Genomic DNA, 18557 nt, shown 5'->3' on the forward strand with positions numbered 1-18557 from the left:
ATTGCATCTATGCTGCATCACTTTAACGGCCGCGCCAGAGCCGACTTGAACCGTATAAGGCCCGCAAATCCTTGACCAGTCCCGTCCTGCAAACTGTTGCCCTTGCCTGTGAGCGCGACCTTCGGCTGCTCTTCGAAAATCTCGAATTGAGACTGGCCAGTGGCGATATGGTGCAGATCAGTGGCCCCAACGGTAGCGGCAAAACCAGTTTGCTGCGTCTGTTGGGCGGCCTGATGCAGCCGACGGACGGACAGGTTCTGCTCAACGGCAAACCCTTGAACGAACAGCGCAGCGAACTGGCGCGCAATCTGCTGTGGATCGGCCATGCCGCCGGCATCAAGGATTTGCTGACACCCGAGGAAAACCTCGCCTGGCTTTGTGCGTTGCATCAACCTGCCGAGCGCGACGCGATCTGGCAAGCCCTGGCGGCGGTTGGATTGCGCGGTTTCGAGGATGTTCCCTGTCACACCCTGTCCGCCGGCCAGCAACGACGTGTGGCGTTGGCGCGTTTGTATCTGGACAGCCCGCCGCTGTGGATTCTCGATGAACCCTTCACCGCCCTCGACAAGCAGGGCGTGGCGCAGCTTGAAGAACACCTGGCCGGGCATTGCGAGCGTGGCGGTCTGATCGTGCTGACAACCCATCACACCTTGAGCCGGATCCCGGCAGGGTATCGCGACGTCGATTTAGGGAAATGGGCGCTATGAGTGTGTTCGGCCTGTTGGTTGCCCGTGAATCCCGGTTGCTGTTCCGCCGCCCGGCGGAGCTGGCGAATCCGCTGATTTTCTTCGCCATTGTTATTGCAATGTTTCCGCTGGCCGTCGGCCCGGAAACACAACTCTTGCAAAACCTGTCCCCGGGGTTAGTCTGGGTGGCGGCGCTGCTGGCGGTTCTGCTATCGCTGGACGGACTTTTCCGCAGTGATTTCGAAGACGGATCCCTTGAACAGTGGGTCCTTTCGTCGCACCCCCTGCCTCTTCTGGTATTGGCCAAGGTGCTGGCACACTGGCTTTTTTCCGGACTGGCACTGGTGTTGCTCTCACCGTTGCTGGCACTGATGCTCGGTTTGCCGGTCGCCTGCCTGCCGGTGTTGCTGTTGTCGTTGTTGCTGGGCACACCCGTGCTGAGCTTGCTCGGTGCGGTGGGCGCAGCGCTGACGGTCGGTTTGAAGCGTGGCGGCTTGTTGCTGGCGCTGCTGATTTTACCGTTGTACATCCCGGTTTTGATCCTCGGCAGTGGCGCCTTGCAGGCAGCCTTGCAAGGAATGCCGGCGACCGGTTATCTCCTGTGGCTTGGTAGCCTGACCGCCCTGGCGATCACCCTGACACCCTTTGCAATAGCTGCTGGCCTGAAGATCAGCGTCGGCGAATAATAATGAGGTCTGGTTAATTTTTAACCACTTTTGCAAGAAAGGCAGACCCTGACTCTTCATAGCGAAGAGCACCCGTGATGGACACAACATGAATTGGACGTGGTTTCACAAGCTCGGCTCGCCCAAATGGTTCTACGGCATCAGCAGCAGACTGTTGCCGTGGCTGAGCATCGCTGCACTGCTGCTCATCGGTGTCGGCGTCGTTTGGGGCCTGGCCTTCGCGCCGCCGGACTACCAGCAGGGCAACAGCTTTCGCATCATCTACATCCATGTGCCTGCCGCGATGCTCGCCCAGTCGATCTACGTGATGCTGGCGGTGTGCGGCGTGGTCGGGCTGGTGTGGAAAATGAAACTGGCGGACGTCGCCCTGCAATGCGCCGCGCCGATCGGTGCCTGGATGACTGCCGTGGCGCTGGTCACCGGGGCGATCTGGGGCAAACCGACCTGGGGTTCGTGGTGGGTGTGGGATGCGCGCCTGACGTCAATGTTGATTCTGCTGTTCCTGTATTTCGGTGTGATCGCCCTCGGCAACGCCATCAGCAACCGCGACAGCGCCGCCAAGGCCTGCGCGGTGTTGGCCATCGTTGGCGTGATCAACATCCCGATCATCAAATACTCGGTGGAATGGTGGAACACCCTGCACCAGGGCGCGACCTTTACCCTCACCGAAAAACCGGCAATGCCAGCCGAAATGTGGCTGCCGTTGCTGCTCACGGTACTGGGTTTCTACTGTTTCTTTGGCGCCGTGCTGCTGATGCGCATGCGCCTCGAAGTGCTCAAGCGCGAGGCTCGCGCGAGTTGGGTGAAAGCCGAAGTGCAGAACACGCTGGGAGCCGCTCGATGAGTTTCGCGTCATTCGGCGACTTCCTCGCCATGGGCCATCACGGCCTGTATGTCTGGTCGGCCTACGGCATCTGCCTCGCGGTGCTGGCTTTCAACGTGGCGGCGCCGATCCTGGCCCGCAAGCGGTATCTGCAAGAAGAGGCGCGTCGTCTGCGTCGGGAGAACGGCAAGTGAATCCGCTGCGCAAAAAACGTCTGATCATCATTCTGGCGATTCTGGTCGGGGTCGGCGCCGCCGTCGGCCTGGCCCTGAGCGCCCTGCAACAGAACATCAATCTGTTTTACACCCCGACCCAGATCGCTAACGGCGAAGCACCGCAGGACACGCGCATTCGCGCCGGCGGCATGGTCGAGAAGGGTTCGCTGCAACGTTCCGGCGACTCTCTGGACGTGAAGTTCGCTGTCACCGACTTCAACAAGTCCGTGACTATCACTTATCGCGGCATCCTCCCGGATCTGTTCCGCGAAGGGCAGGGCATCGTCGCCCTCGGCAAGATCAACGCCGATGGCGTCGTGGTCGCCGATGAAGTGCTGGCCAAGCACGACGAGAAATACATGCCGCCGGAAGTCACCAAAGCCTTGAAGGACAGCGGCCAGTCCGCGCCAACACCTGCGAAGGAGGGTTGATCAATGACGTCCGGTATTTTCATTCCTGAGCTCGGCCACCTGGCGATGATCCTGGCGCTGTGTTTCGCGGTGGTGCAGGCCGTGGTGCCGTTGCTCGGTGCCTGGCGCGGCGACCGGTTGTGGATGAGCCTGGCCCAACCGGCCGCGTGGGGACAGTTCGCGTTTCTGCTGTTCGCCTTCAGTTGCCTGACCTACGCCTTCATGACCGATGACTTTTCCGTCGAATACGTGGCGATGAACTCCAACAGCGCCTTGCCCTGGTATTACAAATTCAGCGCGGTGTGGGGTGCTCACGAAGGCTCGCTGTTGCTCTGGGCTTTGATTCTCGGCGGCTGGACCTTTGCGGTGTCGGTGTTCTCCCGACAATTGCCACAAGTCATGCTCGCTCGCGTACTCGCGGTGATGGGCATGATCAGCATCGGTTTTCTGCTGTTTCTGATCCTCACGTCGAACCCGTTCGCGCGGATCCTGCCGCAGATTCCGGCCGATGGGCGTGATCTCAATCCACTGCTGCAAGACATCGGCCTGATCGTCCACCCGCCGATGCTGTACATGGGTTATGTCGGTTTCTCCGTAGCGTTCGCGTTTGCCATCGCCGCACTGCTCGGCGGTCGCCTCGACGCCGCATGGGCACGCTGGTCGCGGCCGTGGACGATTGTTGCCTGGGCTTTTCTTGGCATCGGCATCACCCTCGGTTCCTGGTGGGCGTACTACGAACTCGGTTGGGGCGGCTGGTGGTTCTGGGATCCGGTGGAAAACGCCTCGTTCATGCCATGGCTGGTGGGCACGGCGCTGATTCACTCGCTGGCGGTCACGGAAAAACGCGGTGTGTTCAAGAGTTGGACGGTGCTGCTGGCGATTGCTGCCTTTTCGTTGAGCCTGCTCGGCACGTTCCTTGTGCGCTCCGGCGTGCTGACCTCGGTTCACGCGTTTGCGTCCGACCCTGAGCGCGGCGTGTTTATCCTGATCTTCCTGCTGTTTGTGGTTGGCGGCTCGCTGACGCTGTTTGCGTTGCGCGCGCCAGTGGTCAAGAGCCAGGTCGGATTCAACCTGTGGTCGCGGGAAACCCTGCTGCTGGGCAACAATCTGGTGCTGGTGGTGGCGGCGTCGATGATTTTGCTGGGTACCCTGTATCCGCTGATTCTTGATGCGCTGAGTGGTGCCAAGCTGTCGGTCGGGCCGCCGTACTTCAACGCGTTGTTCATTCCATTGATGGCGCTGTTGATGGTGGTGATGGCGGTCGGTGTGATCGTGCGCTGGAAAGACACCCCGGTGAAATGGCTGGTGAGCATGCTCGCCCCGGTGCTGCTCGGCAGCGCCGCGCTGGCGGTGGTGGCCGGTGTTGCCTACGGCGATTTCAACTGGGCGGTGCTCGCCACGTTCATGCTCGCGGCTTGGGTGTTGCTGGCCGGCGTGCGCGACCTCCTCGACAAAACGCGACACAAGGGGCTGATCAAAGGCCTGCCAACCCTGACTCGCAGTTATTGGGGCATGCAGATCGCTCACCTCGGCATCGCCGTGTGCGCGCTCGGCGTGGTGTTGTCGAGCCAGAACAGCGCCGAGCGCGACCTGCGCCTGGCGCCGGGCGAATCGATGGATCTGGCCGGTTATCAGTTTGTGTTCGACGGCGCCAAGCACTTCGAAGGGCCGAACTTCACTTCGGACAAAGGCACCATTCGCGTGATCCGCAATGGCCAGGAAATCAGCGTGCTGCACCCGGAAAAACGCCTCTACACCGTACAGAACTCGGTGATGACCGAGGCCGGGATCGACGCTGGCTTCACCCGTGACTTATATGTCGCACTCGGCGAACCCCTCGGCGATGGCGCCTGGGCGGTGCGGGTACACGTCAAGCCGTTCGTGCGCTGGATCTGGTTCGGCGGCTTGCTCACCGGTTTCGGTGGATTGCTGGCGGCGCTGGATCGGCGTTATCGAGTCAAGGTCAAAGCCAAGGTGCGTGAAGCCCTGGGCATGGAAGGAGCCGCTGCATGAGACGTTGGTTAATGCTGGTGCCACTGGCGATTTTCCTGCTGGTGGCGGTATTTCTTTATCGCGGTTTGTACCTGGATCCTGCGGAATTGCCCTCGGCGATGATCAACAAGCCGTTCCCGGAGTTTTCCCTGCCCGCCGTGCAGGGCGACAAGACCCTGACCAGGGCTGACATTCTCGGCAAACCGGCACTGGTCAATGTCTGGGGCACCTGGTGCATTTCCTGCCGGGTCGAGCATCCGGTGCTGAACAAACTGGCCGAGCGCGGCGTGGTGATCTACGGCATCAACTACAAGGACGTCAACGCCGATGCATTGAAGTGGCTGGCCGAATTCCACAACCCGTATCAGCTCGACATTCGCGATGACGAAGGCTCGCTGGGCCTGAATCTCGGTGTATATGGCGCACCGGAAACCTTCTTCATCGACGCCAAGGGCATCATCCGCGACAAATACGTCGGCGTAATCGACGAGCAGGTCTGGCGCGAAAAACTGGCGGCCAAATATCAGGCACTGGTTGATGAGGCCAAGCCATGAAGCGCTTTTTAGCTGCCGTGGTATTGGGCTTGAGTCTGGCCGGCGTGGCCCACGCCGCCATCGACACTTACGAATTCGCCAAAGAAGGCGACCGCGAGCGTTTCCGTGAACTGACCAAGGAACTGCGCTGCCCTAAATGCCAGAACCAGGACATCGCCGACTCCAACGCGCCGATTGCCGCCGACCTGCGCAAAGAGATCTTCCGCATGCTCGGCGAGGGCAAGGACAATCAGCAGATCATCGACTTCATGGTCGACCGCTACGGTGATTTCGTCCGCTACAAACCGGCGCTCAACGCCAAGACCGCATTGCTCTGGTTCGGTCCGGCCGGCCTGTTGCTCGGCGGGTTCGTGGTGATTGCCGTGATCGTCCGCCGTCGCCGCGTACAACGCAGCGCCACGGCGTCGTCGCTTTCCACCGAAGAGCGCCAGCGCCTCGACCAACTGTTGGATAAAACCCAAGAATGATTGATTTCTGGCTTGCCGCAGGGCTGTTGCTACTGGTCGCCCTGAGTTTTCTGCTGATCCCCGTGTTGCGCGGTCGCCGCGCCCAGCGTGAGGAAGACCGCACCGCTTTGAACGTCGCCCTGTATCAGGAGCGCGTTGCCGAATTGCAAGCGCAGCAGGCCGAAGGCGTACTCGACAACGCGCAAATGGACAGCGGTCGTGCCGAAGCAGCGCGTGAATTACTGGCCGATACCGAAGGCGCTGCGCCGGCTCGTGTTTCGAAGCTGGGCAAACCATTGCCATTGCTGGCCGCCGTTTTGGTGCCGTTGCTGGGTCTGGGGTTGTATCTGCATTTTGGTGCCAGCGACAAGGTCGAACTGACCCGCGAATTCGCCCAGGCGCCGCAGTCCATGGAAGAAATGACCCAGCGTCTGGAGCGTGCAGTCGCAGCGCAACCGGACTCCGCCGAAGGCCTGTATTTCCTGGGTCGCACTTACATGGCTCAGGATCGGCCGGCAGACGCGGCGAAGATGTTCGAGCGCACCGTCAGCCTCGCCGGTCGCCAGCCTGAGTTGCTCGGCCAGTGGGCGCAGGCTCAGTACTTCGCCGACAACAAGAAGTGGTCGGACAAGGTTCAGGTCCTGACCGACGAAGCGCTGAAAGCCGATCCGAAAGAAGTCACCAGCCTCGGTCTGCTGGGTATCGCCGCGTTTGAAGGCGAGCGTTATCAGGAGGCCATCGACTACTGGAATCGCCTGCTGGCGCAGTTACCACCGCAAGACAAATCCCGCGAAGCATTGCAGGGCGGCATCACCCGCGCCGAAGAGAAGCTCGAAGCCGGCGGCGGTAAAATCGCGCAGGCGCCGGAGGCGAAAGCGGCCGCGCTGCTCAAAGTGCACGTCGATCTGGCCAGCGAACTGAAAGCCAAGGTTCAACCGGGCGACAGCGTGTTCATCTTCGCCCGCGCCACGTCCGGCCCACCCGCGCCATTGGCGGCTAAGCGCCTGACCGTGGCCGACTTGCCAGTGACCGTCGAATTGGGCGACGCCGACGCGATGATGCCGCAGTTGAAACTGTCGAACTTCCCTGAAGTCCAACTGGTTGCGCGCATCTCCCGGGCCGGTCAACCGACGGCAGGGGAATGGGTTGGACGCAGTCAGCCACTGGCCAGCAGCACCACCGCGCAACAAACACTGACCATCGACAGCCCGGACAAATAACAGGAACACCGCCATGACCGCCATCGCTAAAATCACACTTCTCAGTCTGGTGCTGGGACTCAGCGCGTGTGCGGCCCATAGGCCTGAGCCGACGACAACCCTGCCGCCGATCCCACCGTCGCAACCGAGCCCGACACCCTCCACGTCGCCGACGCCGAGCAAACCGAGCATCCCCGCCAAACCGGCCAAACCCGTCCCGCGCACCTCTGCCAGCTTCGCGCCACCGCCGGGCGGCAACAGCCATTGGGATCAGAAACTCGGCGTCTACGTCCTCGACGATCAGACCGACACCTTCTACCGCCAGCGCACCTACTACCGCTGGAACAACGGCTGGAGCCGCTCCATCAGCCCGGATGGCCCGTGGGAAGACACCAACATCCACGGCGTGCCGGCGGGATTGGGCAAGCAGTACGGGCAGTAAGCGAAAACGGCGATCTTTGGATCGCCGTTTTTTTGGGGCTCGGTAGGAGCTGACGAAGCCTGCGATCCTTTGATTTTTCTTTTTATGGCTACCTGGCCAACAACTCCTGCACATACTCCACAAATGCCCGCGCTTTGGCGCTGGCCATTCGGCCTGTAGGAAATACCGCCCACAGGTCGATGTCTGACAACGCCCAATCAGTCATCACTTCCTTGACCGCACCGCTTTCGAGTTCCGGGGCGAACATCCATCGCGAGGCTATGCTCAGGCCTTGATGGGCGAGCACCGCTTCACGCAAGCCTTCGGCTGCGCTGACACGTAGGCGACCGCCGAGGATCACCGGTTGCTGGTCGCCATTCTTGCTGAATTGCCAGGTCATGCCACCGCCGAGGCTGTAGACGATGGCCTGGTGCTTGCTGAGTTCGGCGGGGCAGGCGGGTTCGCCGTGTCTGGCGAAGTAGGCCGGGGTACCGAGCACCACGCGGCGGCAGTCGGCGATTTTGCGTGCGGTCAGGCCGGAGTCGGTGAGCGCGCCCATGCGCAGGGCGACGTCGATACCTTCCTCGACCAAATTGATGTTGCGGTCGTCGAGCATCAAGTCGATGTTCAAGTTCGGATGTTGATCGAGAAACGCACCCAGGTGCGGGACGATGTGCATGCGGCCGAACGTTACGGCGGCGCTGATGCGCAAGTTTCCGCTCAGGCCGCTGGCGGCTCCGCGCGCGGCTTCGTCCGCTTCATCGGCCTCTTCCAATGCACGTTTGGCCCGTTCGAAAAACGCCAGCCCGGCTTCGGTCGGCGTCAGGCCACGGGTCGAGCGCAACAACAAGCGCACGCCAAGTCGGCTTTCCAGTTGGGCGATGGTTTTCGATACGGCGGGCTGACCGATGTTCAGACGCCTGGCGGCGGCGGAAAACGAGCCGGTTTCGACGACGTAGACGAAGGTTTCCATGGCAGCGAGGCGATCCATTTCAGATCCTTATACAACTTCGAAGATTGCTGAAAATCTCTGGAGGAGTGAGCGTCCTCGCGATAGCGATATTTCTAGACACATCGATTTGGCTGATGCACCGCAATCGCAAGCAGGCTCGCTCCCACAGGGGAAAAGTGGTGTCTGTCAGAACGCGGCCTTACTGATCGACGCGTCGCCATCCACAAATTATGTCGGCCGCTGAGTGTAATCCGGGAAGGCGTCAGTGTGCTTCGTAGAACATGCAACTACCCGGAAATCACACTCTGTAAAACAACCGGACGTCGCGATAAAGGATTCTGTGCTTGAGTAAAGATAACTCTAGAGTTATTTTTATCATGCCGAAGCAAGGAGGCGGTTGGTGCAAAGCAGGTTATTGATCAAGGAGCTGGAGGAGGCTGGCTGGACGCTGGATCGGGTGACCGGCAGTCATCACATCTTCATAACCCCTACACGATTCCCGTCCCCCATCCGAAAAAGGCTTTACCGGTCGGGACGGTCAAGAGCATCAGGAGGCGAGCCGGGCTGTATTGCCCGTCAGCCAGTGGCAAAGGAGATCCGTAAATGCAATATCCAATCTGCATCGAGTGGGGTGACGAAAACACCGCCATCGGTATTCAGATCCCTGATATTCCTGGCGCCGTTACGGCTGGGGATACGTTTGAAGAGGCTTATAACGCGGCCATTGAGGTGGCCCACATCATGCTGCAGGAAATGGCAGCGGAGGGAGAGTCGGTGCCGATGCCGACTTCAGCCGCAGTTCATCGTGGCAATCCGGAATTTGCCGAGATGGGCTGGGGCATGCTGGAGCTGGATATTTCTCCGTACATGGGCAAGACCGAGAAGGTCAACGTGACATTACCCGGGTACGTGATCCAGCGTATCGACCGTTATGTGCGAGAGCATAACGTCAAAAGCCGCTCTTCCTTTCTGGCAGATGCGGCGATGGAAAAACTGGTAAGGCACTGATCGGATGCATCGTCGGGCAATCGTCCCGACGATGCTTTCCAGATTCAGGCCGTCGCCAATGAAGCTTTCTGCGAAGCACTCAAAAACCGCAGCAATGCCAGCACCGGAAATGCGCTGCCGACAATCACGATCCACAACCAGCCGCCCTGTTCGTACACCGCACTGGCCACAGACGAACCGAAGGCGCCACCGATGAAGATGCTGGTCATGTACAGCGCGTTGAGGCGGCCACGGCTCTTGGCGTCGAGGGAGTAGACAGCGCGTTGGCCGAGCACCATGTTCATCTGCACGCAGAAGTCGAGCACGACGCCGGTCACGGCCAGGCCGATGACGCTGTAGGCCGGGTGGATGAAAGCGGGCAGGAAACTGACGCTGGCGAATACCATGGCCAGCAGCGAAGCCACACGGGTATGGCCGGCGTCGGCGAGGCGACCGGCAATCGGTGCGGCGATGGCACCGATGGCACCGACCAAGGCGAAGATTGCGATCTGGGTTTGCGACAAACCATGGTTACGCGCCAGTTCCAGCGGCACGGCCGTCCAGAACAGGCTGAACGTGGCGAACATGCAGCCTTGATAAAACGCTCTTTGGCGCAGCACCGGTTGCTGGCGCAGCAATGTCCACAGCGAACCGAGCAACTGGCCGTAGGAGGCGCTGTGATCCGGTTGACGCTTGGGCACCGTCAGCGCGAGGACAATGCTGATCGCCGCCATCAACGCCGCCGCAATCATGAACATCGCACGCCAGCCGAAATGGTCGGCGACCACGCTCGACACCGGCCGCGCCAGCAAAATACCCAGCAGCAAGCCGCCCATGATCCCGCCAACCACACGGCCCCGTGATTCCTCCGGCGCCAGATGTGCGGCCAGTGGAATGAGGATTTGTACCGACACCGAACTGAAACCGACCAACAGCGAGACGATTAAAAATACATTGGGCTGATCGGTAAACGCCGCCGCCAACAGACTGCCGATCGCTACCACCGTTGTGATAATCATCAACCGGCGGTTTTCCAGCAGATCACCCAGCGGCACCAAAAAGAACAGGCCCAGCGCATAACCGATCTGGGTCAGCGAGACGATGAAACTGGCCATGGTGTCGGTCAGGCCGATGTCCGGCGCGATCAGGCCGATGATCGGCTGTGCGTAGTAAATGTTGGCAACGATGGCGCCGCAGCAGAACGCGAACAGCAGCACCATGCCTCGGGTCATTGCGTGAGTGGTGGTGGTCATAGTTTTCTCGATCCAGCGAAAAGGGATGCAGTGAGGCTAATGGACAGGCCGGGGTGGCGGAAGAAACGTCGGGTTGATATCAGTTATTCCGTTGCGGAATGAGCGAGACGTTGAGCGTGTCCGAATAACGAAAGGCGATGATACATTCACTTACATCCGCTTCGATAGCCTGCTTACATTTCCCTGTACCGGTACAAAAAAGGCGACCTTTTCAGGTCGCCTTTTTCATGGCAGCTCAGGCGTTATTGGCCGGTGTAGATCTGGTCAAAGATTCCGCCATCGTTGAAGTGAGTCTTTTGCACCGTGCGCCAGTCACCAAAGGTCTTCTCTACCGACAGGAAGTCGACCTTCGGGAAACGGTCGGTGTACTTCGCCAGCACCGCCGGATCACGCGGACGCAGGTAATTGGCCGCAGCAATTTCCTGACCTTCCGGCGACCACAGGTATTTGAGGTATTCCTCGGCGGCCGCGTGGGATTTTTTCTTCTCGACCACTTTGTCGACCACAGTCACCGGTGGCTCGGCTTCGGCGGAGACGCTTGGGTAGATCACTTCGAACTGGTCGCGACCGAATTCACGAGCGATCATTTCGGCCTCGTTTTCGAAGGTCACCAGCACGTCGCCGATCTGGTTGGTCATGAACGTGGTGGTCGCCGCGCGGCCACCGGTGTCGAGTACCGGGGCTTGCTTGAACAGTTTGCCGACGAAGTCTTTCGCCTTGTTCTCGTCACCGCCGTTCTTCAGCACGTAGCCCCAGGCCGAGAGATAGGTGTAGCGCCCGTTACCCGAGGTTTTCGGGTTCGGCACGATGACCTGTACGCCGTCCTTGAGCAGATCCGGCCAGTCCTTCAAGGCTTTCGGGTTGCCTTTACGGACGATGAACACGGTTGCTGAGGTGAACGGTGCGCTGTTGTTCGGCAGACGCGTGACCCAGTTCTCCGGGATCAGTTTGCCGTTGTCGGCGAGGGCGTTGATGTCGGTCGCCATGTTCATGGTAATGACGTCAGCCGGCAGGCCGTCGATCACTGAACGCGCTTGTTTGCTCGACCCGCCAAAGGACATCTGCACCGTGATGTTTTCGTTGTGCTCGGCTTGCCAGTGTTTCTGGAAGGCGGTGTTGTAGTCCTTGTAAAAATCGCGCATCACGTCGTAGGAAACGTTAAGCAAGGTCGGTGCAGCGTGAGCCACGCTGCCAAACGCCAGGCCGGCGGCGAGAAGAGAAGCGCCCAGGATTTTTTTCACTGCGAATTCCTTTTTGTTTTCCTACACGGGGGTGATGTTCAATTGCCAGCGACTATAGCGGGGTGCGCATAGTGGTTTAAAGATTAAAAAGCTCTTTGCTTATTCCAGTTTTTTGAACAGCTGATTGCCGCAGCGGGAGCAGAACGCTGCGCTTTGTTCATGGCTGTTTTTCTTGCACACAGGGCAGTCGTGTTGCAGTTGATCGCCGCGCATGGCGTTCGCCAGTTCGGCGGTAAAAATTCCGGTCGGCACGGCGATGATCGAGTAACCGGTGATCATCACCAGTGATGAAATCACCTGGCCCAACGGCGTCTTCGGCACGATGTCGCCGAAGCCCACCGTGGTCAGGGTCACGATAGCCCAGTAGATGCCTTTGGGAATGCTGGTGAAGCCGTGTTCCGGGCCTTCGATCACGTACATCAAGGTGCCGAACACCGTCACCAACGTGCAGACACTGACCAGAAACACTACGATCTTCTGCTTGCTGCCGCGCAGCGCCGACATCAGGTAGTTGGCTTGCTTGAGATAGGGGCTGAGCTTGAGTACGCGGAATATCCGCAGCATCCGGATGATGCGGATGATCAGCAGGTACTGCGCATCGCTGTAATACAGCGCGAGAATGCCGGGCACGATGGCCAGCAGATCGACAATCCCATAGAAGCTGAACGCATAGCGCAACGGTTTCGGCGAGCAGTACAGGCGCAGCAGATATTCACCGAGAAAAATCGCCGTGAAGCCCCACTCGATATACGCCAGCACGTCGGCGTAGTTGCGGTGAACGCTGTCGATGCTGTCGAGCATCACGATCACCAGGCTGGCGAGGATGATCAACAACAAAATGCCGTCGAAGCGTCGTCCAGCCTTGGTGTCGCTCTGGAAAATCATGACGTAAAGCTGTTCACGCCAGTTGTTGCTGCTGTCCATGGATCACGCCTGAATCGTAGATCAGCGCAGCCTAGGTTGATTCTCCCCGTGAGCGCAAGGCGCGGTGTTCACCTCGGGCTGGCGCATCAGTCCGATACCGCTGCGCAACAGCCAGCAAGCAAGGATGAACGGTGCGGTCAGGGTCGCTAAACCGATAGCGCTGAAAATCGGCGTCACCAGCAGGGCCAGACCGATGCCGAGCAATGGCAGCCACGGTTGATCGCGTCGGGTGCTGAAGGCGAGGGCGGCGAGTACGGCGTTATAGCCGCCGAGGCCGAGCAGGGTGAATTGATTGTCGTGATGCAACAGGCTGGAACCCAGACCGATGAACGAGGCGAGCAGCGCCCAGAGAAACGCCCGGCGATTGGCAATCAGCAAACCCGTCGCGATCAACGCACCGGCAAGCGGGTGGTCGAGGAACATCACTTGACCCAGACCTCTGAGCACAGCGGCCAGCAGGTTTTGCGTGTTCATCTCCACTGCGGCGCTCGGTGCCAACGGTTCGGCGAAACACAGCAGCAGCCAGCCCATACCGACGAAGGACGAGGTGTAAGCGGGCAGGGCGCGGGTCGTCCAGACGCGTTTGAGCCACTGTTGCGAGACCATTGCGCTCAGACCCCCGGCCGCCAGAATCAGCGACGGCAGCATCGGCGACCAAGGGAAATACAGGCTCAGCAACAAGCCGAGCAGCACGCCGTTATAACTGAACAGTCCAGCCTGGCGATCAGCCTTGGCGTAGTTGCGGCGTTGCGCGGTGAGCAACCCGGCGACACCGCCGAGCAACGCACCGGCAAACAACACCGGCGCGGTGGACAGAATCGCCAACAGGCACAGCAAGCCGCACAGCGGATGACGCTGGAGGAATATTTGACTGAAACCGTTAAGCAAAGCCTCGGCCCAGTCGGGGCAGTGGGTGTTGAAATGATTGGCAGGCATGGCAGATTTTTCGATGCTGATCGTTCCCACGCTTTGCGTGGGAATGCCTCAATGGACGCTCTGCGTCTGCTCTTGGGACGCAGAGCGTCCCGGGCTGCATTCCCACGCGGAGCGTGGGAACGATCATGTGAAGGGTTAAATCAATGTTTCGATCCGCAGCGAGTTGGTCGACCCCGGTTGCCCGAACGGCACGCCGGCCGTAATCAGCAGCGTGTCGCCGCGCTCGGCCATTCCCTGGGCCTGGGCGATTTCCAGCGCGGTCGAACAGACTTCATCGACCTGACGCAGGCGATCGTTGACCACCGAGTGAATCCCCCACGCCACGGTCAAGCGGCGGGCGGTCTGCAGATTCGGCGTCAGGTTGAGGATCGGCGCTTTCGGCCGCTCCCGCGCAGCACGCAGGCTCGATGTGCCGGATTCGCTGTAATTGACCAGCACCGCCACCGGCAACACGTTGCCGATCCGCCGGATCGCGCAGCTGATGGCGTCGGACACCGTCGCTTCGGCTTTCGGTCGGCTGACGTCGAGCTGGGTCTGATAGTCCGGGCCGTTTTCCACCTGGCGAATGATCTTGCTCATCATCTGCACGGCTTCCAGCGGGTATTCGCCGGAGGCGGTTTCCGCTGACAGCATCACCGCATCGGCACCCTCGGCCACGGCGTTGGCGACGTCCGTGACTTCGGCGCGGGTCGGTGCCGGCGAGAAGCGCATCGACTCAAGCATCTGCGTGGCTACCACCACCGGCTTACCGAGCTGTCGGCAAGTGGTGATGATGTCCTTCTGAATCTGCGGGACGCTTTCCGCCGGCACTTCGACACCGAGGTCGCCACGGGCCACCATGATCGCGTCGCTCAGTTCGGCGATTTCGCGCAGTTGCTCGACGGCCGAAGGCTTCTCGATTTTCGCCATCAGGAAGGCTTTGTTGCCGATCAATGCGCGGGCCTCGATGATGTCTTGCGGGCGTTGCACGAACGACAACGCGACCCAGTCCACACCCAGTTCCAGACCGAAGCTCAAATCGCGGCGATCCTTGGCGGTCAGCGGACTCAGGTCGAGCACGGCTTGCGGCACGTTGACGCCTTTGCGATCCGACAACTCACCGCCATTGAGCACGGTGGTGTCAATGGCGTCGGCGTATTTGGTTACCACGCGCAGGCGCAGTTTGCCGTCGTCGAGCAGCAGATCCATGCCGGCATCGAGCGCTTCGATGATCTCCGGATGGGGCAGGTTCACCCGGCGTTCATCGCCCGGGGTGGCGTCCAGATCGAGGCGGAACGCCTGGCCGCGATGCAACTGAACCTTGCCGTCGGCGAACTTGCCGACCCGCAGTTTCGGGCCTTGCAAATCCATCAGGATGCCCAGCGGATAGTTGAGCTGGCGCTCGACTTCGCGGATCCACTGATAGCGCTTGGCGTGGTCGGCATGATCGCCGTGGCTGAAGTTCAGACGGAAGATGTTGACCCCGGCCTCGACCAGTTCACGGATGTCTTTGATGCCATCGACGGCAGGTCCGAGGGTGGCGAGGATTTTGACCTTTTTGTCAGGCGTCATGGTTTAGGGCTCTCGAGGATCAGGATGGCGCGGAAGTCGTTGACGTTGGTGCGGGTCGGCTCGGTGACGATCAACGCGTCGAGCGCCTCGAAGTAGCCGTAGCCATTGTTGTTGTCGAGTTCGTCGCTGGCGCTCAGACCGAGGGCGGCAGCCCGGGCGTAGCTGTCCGGTGTCATGATTGCGCCAGCGTTGTCTTCCGAACCGTCGATGCCGTCGGTGTCACCGGCCAGGGCGTAGACGCCGGGCTGGCCCTTGAGGCTGTCGGTCAGGCTGAGGAGGAATTCGGCGTTGCGTCCGCCCCGGCCATTGCCGCGCACGGTCACGGTGGTTTCGCCGCCGGACAAAATCACGCAGGGCGCCGCCAGGGGCTGGCCGTGCTGGATGATCTGGCGGGCGATGCCGGCGTGGACTTTCGCCACATCGCGGGACTCGCCTTCGAGGTCACCGAGGATCAATGGACTGAAACCGGCCTGACGGCATTTCACCGCCGCCGCTTCCAGGGATTGCTGCGGACGGGCGATCAGTTGGAAATGACTGCGGGCCAGACTTGGATCACCGGGTTTGACGGTTTCCGATTCCGGGCTTTGCAGCCAAGTGCGCACCGACGCCGGAATTTCGATGCCGTAGCGCTTGATGATCGCCAAGGCTTCGGCGCTGGTGCTCGGGTCGGCCACCGTCGGGCCGGAGGCGATGACCGTGGCGAGGTCGCCCGGCACATCCGAAATCGCATAGGTATAAACCGTTGCAGGCCAGCAGGCCTTGCCCAGGCGTCCGCCCTTGATCGCCGAGAGGTGCTTGCGCACGCAGTTCATCTCGCCGATGGTCGCGCCGGATTTGAGCAGGGCTTTGTTGATCGACTGCTTGTCGGCCAGGGTGATGCCTGTGGCCGGCAGGGCGAGCAGGGCAGAACCGCCACCGGACAACAGAAAAATCACCCGGTCGTCTTCGCTCAGGTTGCTGACCAGATCCAGCACGCGTTTGGCCACGGCCAGGCCGGCAGCATCCGGCACGGGATGCGCGGCTTCGACCACTTCGATTTTTGTGCAAGGGGCGCCGTGACCGTAACGGGTCACCACCAGGCCAGACACTTCACCCTGCCAGCAGCGCTCTACCACTTCGGCCATGGCGGCCGCGGCTTTGCCGGCACCGATGACGATCACACGGCCGGTGCGGTCGGCGGGCAAATGGGCTTCGAGGACTTGCTGCGGATGGGCCGCGTCGATGGCTGTGGCAAACAGCTCGCGCAGCAGTTGTTGCGGATCGACCGACATGGCGGGCTCCCGGAATTCTTGTTATTGGGATAAAGCGACAACGGTGTAGCGGCGCGGTCCTTGTGGGAGCTGGCTTGCCAGCGAATCAGGCGCTGCGGTCGTTCAGGCAGACCGAGTTGAAGCCATCGCGGGCAAGCCCGCTCCCACAGGAAGCGAGCCATAGGCGCAGATTATTTCTTGTCGCGGATCGAGAAGTTGGCCATGTGTTCCAGGCCTTTGATCAGCGCCGAGTGGTCCCAGTTACTGCCACCGATCGCTGCGCAGGTGCTGAACACTTGCTGGGCGTTGGCGGTGTTCGGCAGGTTGATGTTCAGCTCTTTGGCGCCTTGCAGGGCCAGGTTCAGGTCTTTCTGGTGCAGGCTGATGCGGAAGCCAGGATCGAAAGTGCCTTTGATCATGCGCTCACCGTGCACTTCAAGGATCTTCGAGGAGGCGAAACCGCCCATCAGCGCTTCACGCACCTTGGCTGGATCGGCACCGTTTTTCGAGGCGAACAGCAGGGCTTCAGCCACGGCCTGAATGTTCAGGGCAACGATGATCTGGTTGGCGACCTTGGCGGTTTGACCGTCGCCGTTACCGCCGACCAGCGTGATGTTCTTGCCCATGGCCTGGAACAGCGGCAATGCGCGCTCGAACGCATCGACATCGCCACCGATCATGATGCTGAGGGTCGCTGCCTTGGCGCCGACTTCACCGCCGGATACCGGTGCGTCGAGGTATTGCGCGCCTTTCTCGTTGATCTTCGCAGCGAAAGCCTTGGTGGCAGTCGGCGAGATCGAGCTCATGTCGATAACGATTTTGCCTTTGCTCAGGCCTGCGGCAACGCCGTCGGCACGGAACAGCACGTCATCGACCTGAGGGGTGTCCGGCACCATGACAATGATGAATTCGGCTTCCTGGGCAACTTCGCGCGGGTTGGCCAGAGCGACGGCGCCGGCTGCGACCAGATCGGCCGGGGCAGCGTCGTGGTGCGCCGACAGGAACAGGCTGTGACCGGCTTTTTGCAGGTTCGCCGCCATTGGGTGGCCCATGATGCCGGTGCCGATAAATCCGATTTTAGCCATGAGAAAATCCTCTTGTTTTTGTCTTGCTCAAGCAAATAGGGGAAAGCTGTTGCTTTTATGTAGGAGTGAGCCTCATCGCGAGCAGGCTCACTCCTACAGGGGATCTGCGTCAGATTGCGTTATGGGTTTTCAGCCAGCCGAGGCCTGCTTCGGTGGTAGTCAGCGGCTTGTATTCGCAGCCGACCCACCCCTGATAACCGATGCGGTCCAGGTGCTCGAACAGGAAGCGGTAGTTGATCTCGCCAGTACCCGGTTCGTTGCGGCCAGGGTTGTCCGCCAGTTGCACATGGTTGATCTCGCCCAAGTGCGATTGCAGCGTGCGGGCCAGGTCGCCTTCCATGATTTGCATGTGATAGATGTCGTATTGCAGGAACAGATTGGCACTGCCGACTTGTTCGCAAATCGACAGGGCTTGCGCCGTGTTGTTCAGGTAGAAACCGGGGATGTCGCGGGTGTTGATCGCTTCCATCACCAGTTTGATGCCGGCCGCTTGCAGCTTGTCGGCGGCGTAGCGCAGGTTGGCGACGAAGGTTTTTTCTACGGTGGCATCGTCCACGCCTTGTGGGCGGATACCGGCCAGACAGTTGATCTGAGTGTTGCCCAGAACTTGCGCGTAAGCGATGGCCAGATCGACACCGGCGCGGAACTCTTCGACCCGGTCCGGCAGGCACGCGATACCGCGCTCGCCCTTGGCCCAGTCACCGGCCGGCAGGTTGAACAGCACCTGAGTCAGACCGTTGGCGTCGAGCCTGGCCTTGATTTCGGCGGAGCTGAAATCATACGGAAACAGGTATTCAACGCCACTGAAACCGGCCTTGGCGGCGGCATCGAAACGGGCAAGGAAATCCTGTTCGGTGAACAGCATGGACAGGTTGGCTGCGAAACGCGGCATGGTGGTCTCCCGTTTAAATTCTCGTTCCCACGCTCTGCGTGGGAATGCCTCAAT

20 protein-coding genes and 1 pseudogene are annotated in these 18557 nt (G+C 60.4%); 12 read left to right on the forward strand and 9 right to left on the reverse strand.

Translation table 11 applies throughout. The annotated features are described in order from the left end of the window. Positions 1-71 precede the first annotated feature (71 nt). The 10 genes from ccmA to GIW69_RS06355 all read left to right on the forward strand — a co-directional run bounded on the left by ccmA (position 72) and on the right by GIW69_RS06355 (position 7453). Positions 72-707: a cytochrome c biogenesis heme-transporting ATPase CcmA gene (ccmA, locus tag GIW69_RS06310; RefSeq protein WP_236481272.1), complete on the forward strand. Its 636-nt coding sequence runs from the start codon at positions 72-74 to the stop codon at positions 705-707. After that, complete coding sequence (ccmB, locus tag GIW69_RS06315) at positions 704-1372, forward strand: heme exporter protein CcmB (protein ID WP_236481273.1); 669 nt, start codon at positions 704-706, stop codon at positions 1370-1372. The genes ccmA and ccmB overlap by 4 nt, the downstream gene beginning before the upstream one ends. An 88-nt stretch (positions 1373-1460) precedes the next feature. After that, a complete protein-coding gene (locus GIW69_RS06320) occupies positions 1461-2216 on the forward strand; it encodes a heme ABC transporter permease (RefSeq protein WP_236481274.1) in 756 nt (251 codons plus the stop codon). Next, the gene (gene ccmD, locus GIW69_RS06325) at positions 2213-2389 is read left to right on the forward strand and encodes a heme exporter protein CcmD (protein ID WP_236481275.1); all 177 of its coding nucleotides are present in this window, start codon (positions 2213-2215) and stop codon (positions 2387-2389) included. The genes GIW69_RS06320 and ccmD overlap by 4 nt, the downstream gene beginning before the upstream one ends. Continuing rightward, positions 2386-2841, forward strand: a complete 456-nt coding sequence (gene ccmE / locus GIW69_RS06330; RefSeq protein ID WP_236481276.1) for a cytochrome c maturation protein CcmE — start codon at positions 2386-2388, stop codon at positions 2839-2841. The genes ccmD and ccmE overlap by 4 nt, the downstream gene beginning before the upstream one ends. 3 nt (positions 2842-2844) lie before the next feature. Then, a complete protein-coding gene (locus GIW69_RS06335; RefSeq protein WP_236481277.1) occupies positions 2845-4833 on the forward strand; it encodes a heme lyase CcmF/NrfE family subunit in 1989 nt (662 codons plus the stop codon). Then, positions 4830-5366 carry a DsbE family thiol:disulfide interchange protein gene (locus GIW69_RS06340; protein WP_236481278.1) on the forward strand — a complete coding sequence of 179 codons (537 nt, stop codon included), beginning with the start codon at positions 4830-4832 and terminating at the stop codon, positions 5364-5366. The genes GIW69_RS06335 and GIW69_RS06340 overlap by 4 nt, the downstream gene beginning before the upstream one ends. Next, positions 5363-5833, forward strand: a complete 471-nt coding sequence (locus tag GIW69_RS06345) for a cytochrome c-type biogenesis protein (RefSeq protein ID WP_236481279.1) — start codon at positions 5363-5365, stop codon at positions 5831-5833. The genes GIW69_RS06340 and GIW69_RS06345 overlap by 4 nt, the downstream gene beginning before the upstream one ends. Continuing rightward, on the forward strand, positions 5830-7032 hold the full coding sequence (gene ccmI, locus GIW69_RS06350; RefSeq protein ID WP_236481280.1) for a c-type cytochrome biogenesis protein CcmI: 1203 nt from the start codon (positions 5830-5832) through the stop codon (positions 7030-7032). The genes GIW69_RS06345 and ccmI overlap by 4 nt, the downstream gene beginning before the upstream one ends. A 13-nt stretch (positions 7033-7045) precedes the next feature. Further along, positions 7046-7453: a hypothetical protein gene (locus tag GIW69_RS06355; protein ID WP_236481281.1), complete on the forward strand. Its 408-nt coding sequence runs from the start codon at positions 7046-7048 to the stop codon at positions 7451-7453. 88 nt (positions 7454-7541) lie between these two features. Here the strand turns inward: GIW69_RS06355 and GIW69_RS06360 are convergent, their stop codons facing one another. Next, positions 7542-8423, reverse strand: a complete 882-nt coding sequence (locus GIW69_RS06360) for a LysR family transcriptional regulator (RefSeq protein ID WP_236481282.1) — start codon at positions 8421-8423, stop codon at positions 7542-7544. A gap of 361 nt (positions 8424-8784) precedes the next feature. Here GIW69_RS06360 and GIW69_RS06365 point away from each other — a divergent pair. Both GIW69_RS06365 and GIW69_RS06370 read left to right on the forward strand, forming a co-directional pair. Next, positions 8785-8987: pseudogene (locus GIW69_RS06365) on the forward strand (type II toxin-antitoxin system HicA family toxin). Further along, entirely contained in the window at positions 8988-9392 is a 405-nt protein-coding gene (locus GIW69_RS06370) for a type II toxin-antitoxin system HicB family antitoxin (RefSeq protein ID WP_236481283.1), read from the forward strand. A gap of 44 nt (positions 9393-9436) precedes the next feature. Here the strand turns inward: GIW69_RS06370 and GIW69_RS06375 are convergent, their stop codons facing one another. From GIW69_RS06375 to hyi, 8 genes are all read right to left on the reverse strand, one after another. Next, the gene (locus GIW69_RS06375) at positions 9437-10624 is read right to left on the reverse strand and encodes an MFS transporter (protein WP_236481284.1); all 1188 of its coding nucleotides are present in this window, start codon (positions 10622-10624) and stop codon (positions 9437-9439) included. Positions 10625-10866: 242 nt separating this feature from the next. After that, the gene (locus tag GIW69_RS06380) at positions 10867-11865 is read right to left on the reverse strand and encodes a sulfate ABC transporter substrate-binding protein (protein WP_236481285.1); all 999 of its coding nucleotides are present in this window, start codon (positions 11863-11865) and stop codon (positions 10867-10869) included. A gap of 99 nt (positions 11866-11964) precedes the next feature. After that, the gene (locus GIW69_RS06385; RefSeq protein WP_236481286.1) at positions 11965-12789 is read right to left on the reverse strand and encodes an ion transporter; all 825 of its coding nucleotides are present in this window, start codon (positions 12787-12789) and stop codon (positions 11965-11967) included. Positions 12790-12810: 21 nt separating this feature from the next. Beyond that, positions 12811-13725, reverse strand: coding sequence for an urea transporter (locus GIW69_RS06390; protein ID WP_236481287.1), 915 nt, complete (start codon positions 13723-13725; stop codon positions 12811-12813). A 135-nt stretch (positions 13726-13860) separates the two neighbouring features. After that, positions 13861-15276, reverse strand: a complete 1416-nt coding sequence (gene pyk, locus GIW69_RS06395) for a pyruvate kinase (protein ID WP_236481288.1) — start codon at positions 15274-15276, stop codon at positions 13861-13863. Then, positions 15273-16547, reverse strand: coding sequence for a glycerate kinase type-2 family protein (locus tag GIW69_RS06400; RefSeq protein ID WP_236481289.1), 1275 nt, complete (start codon positions 16545-16547; stop codon positions 15273-15275). Before GIW69_RS06400 ends, pyk begins: the two co-directional genes overlap by 4 nt. A gap of 170 nt (positions 16548-16717) precedes the next feature. Further along, complete coding sequence (locus GIW69_RS06405; RefSeq protein ID WP_236481290.1) at positions 16718-17611, reverse strand: 2-hydroxy-3-oxopropionate reductase; 894 nt, start codon at positions 17609-17611, stop codon at positions 16718-16720. 109 nt (positions 17612-17720) lie between these two features. Continuing rightward, a complete protein-coding gene (gene hyi, locus GIW69_RS06410) occupies positions 17721-18503 on the reverse strand; it encodes a hydroxypyruvate isomerase (protein ID WP_236481291.1) in 783 nt (260 codons plus the stop codon). Between the last annotated feature and the right edge of the window lie 54 nt (positions 18504-18557).

This window comes from Pseudomonas syringae, from assembly GCF_021605415.1.
GTDB classification, from domain to species: domain Bacteria; phylum Pseudomonadota; class Gammaproteobacteria; order Pseudomonadales; family Pseudomonadaceae; genus Aquipseudomonas; species Aquipseudomonas syringae_S.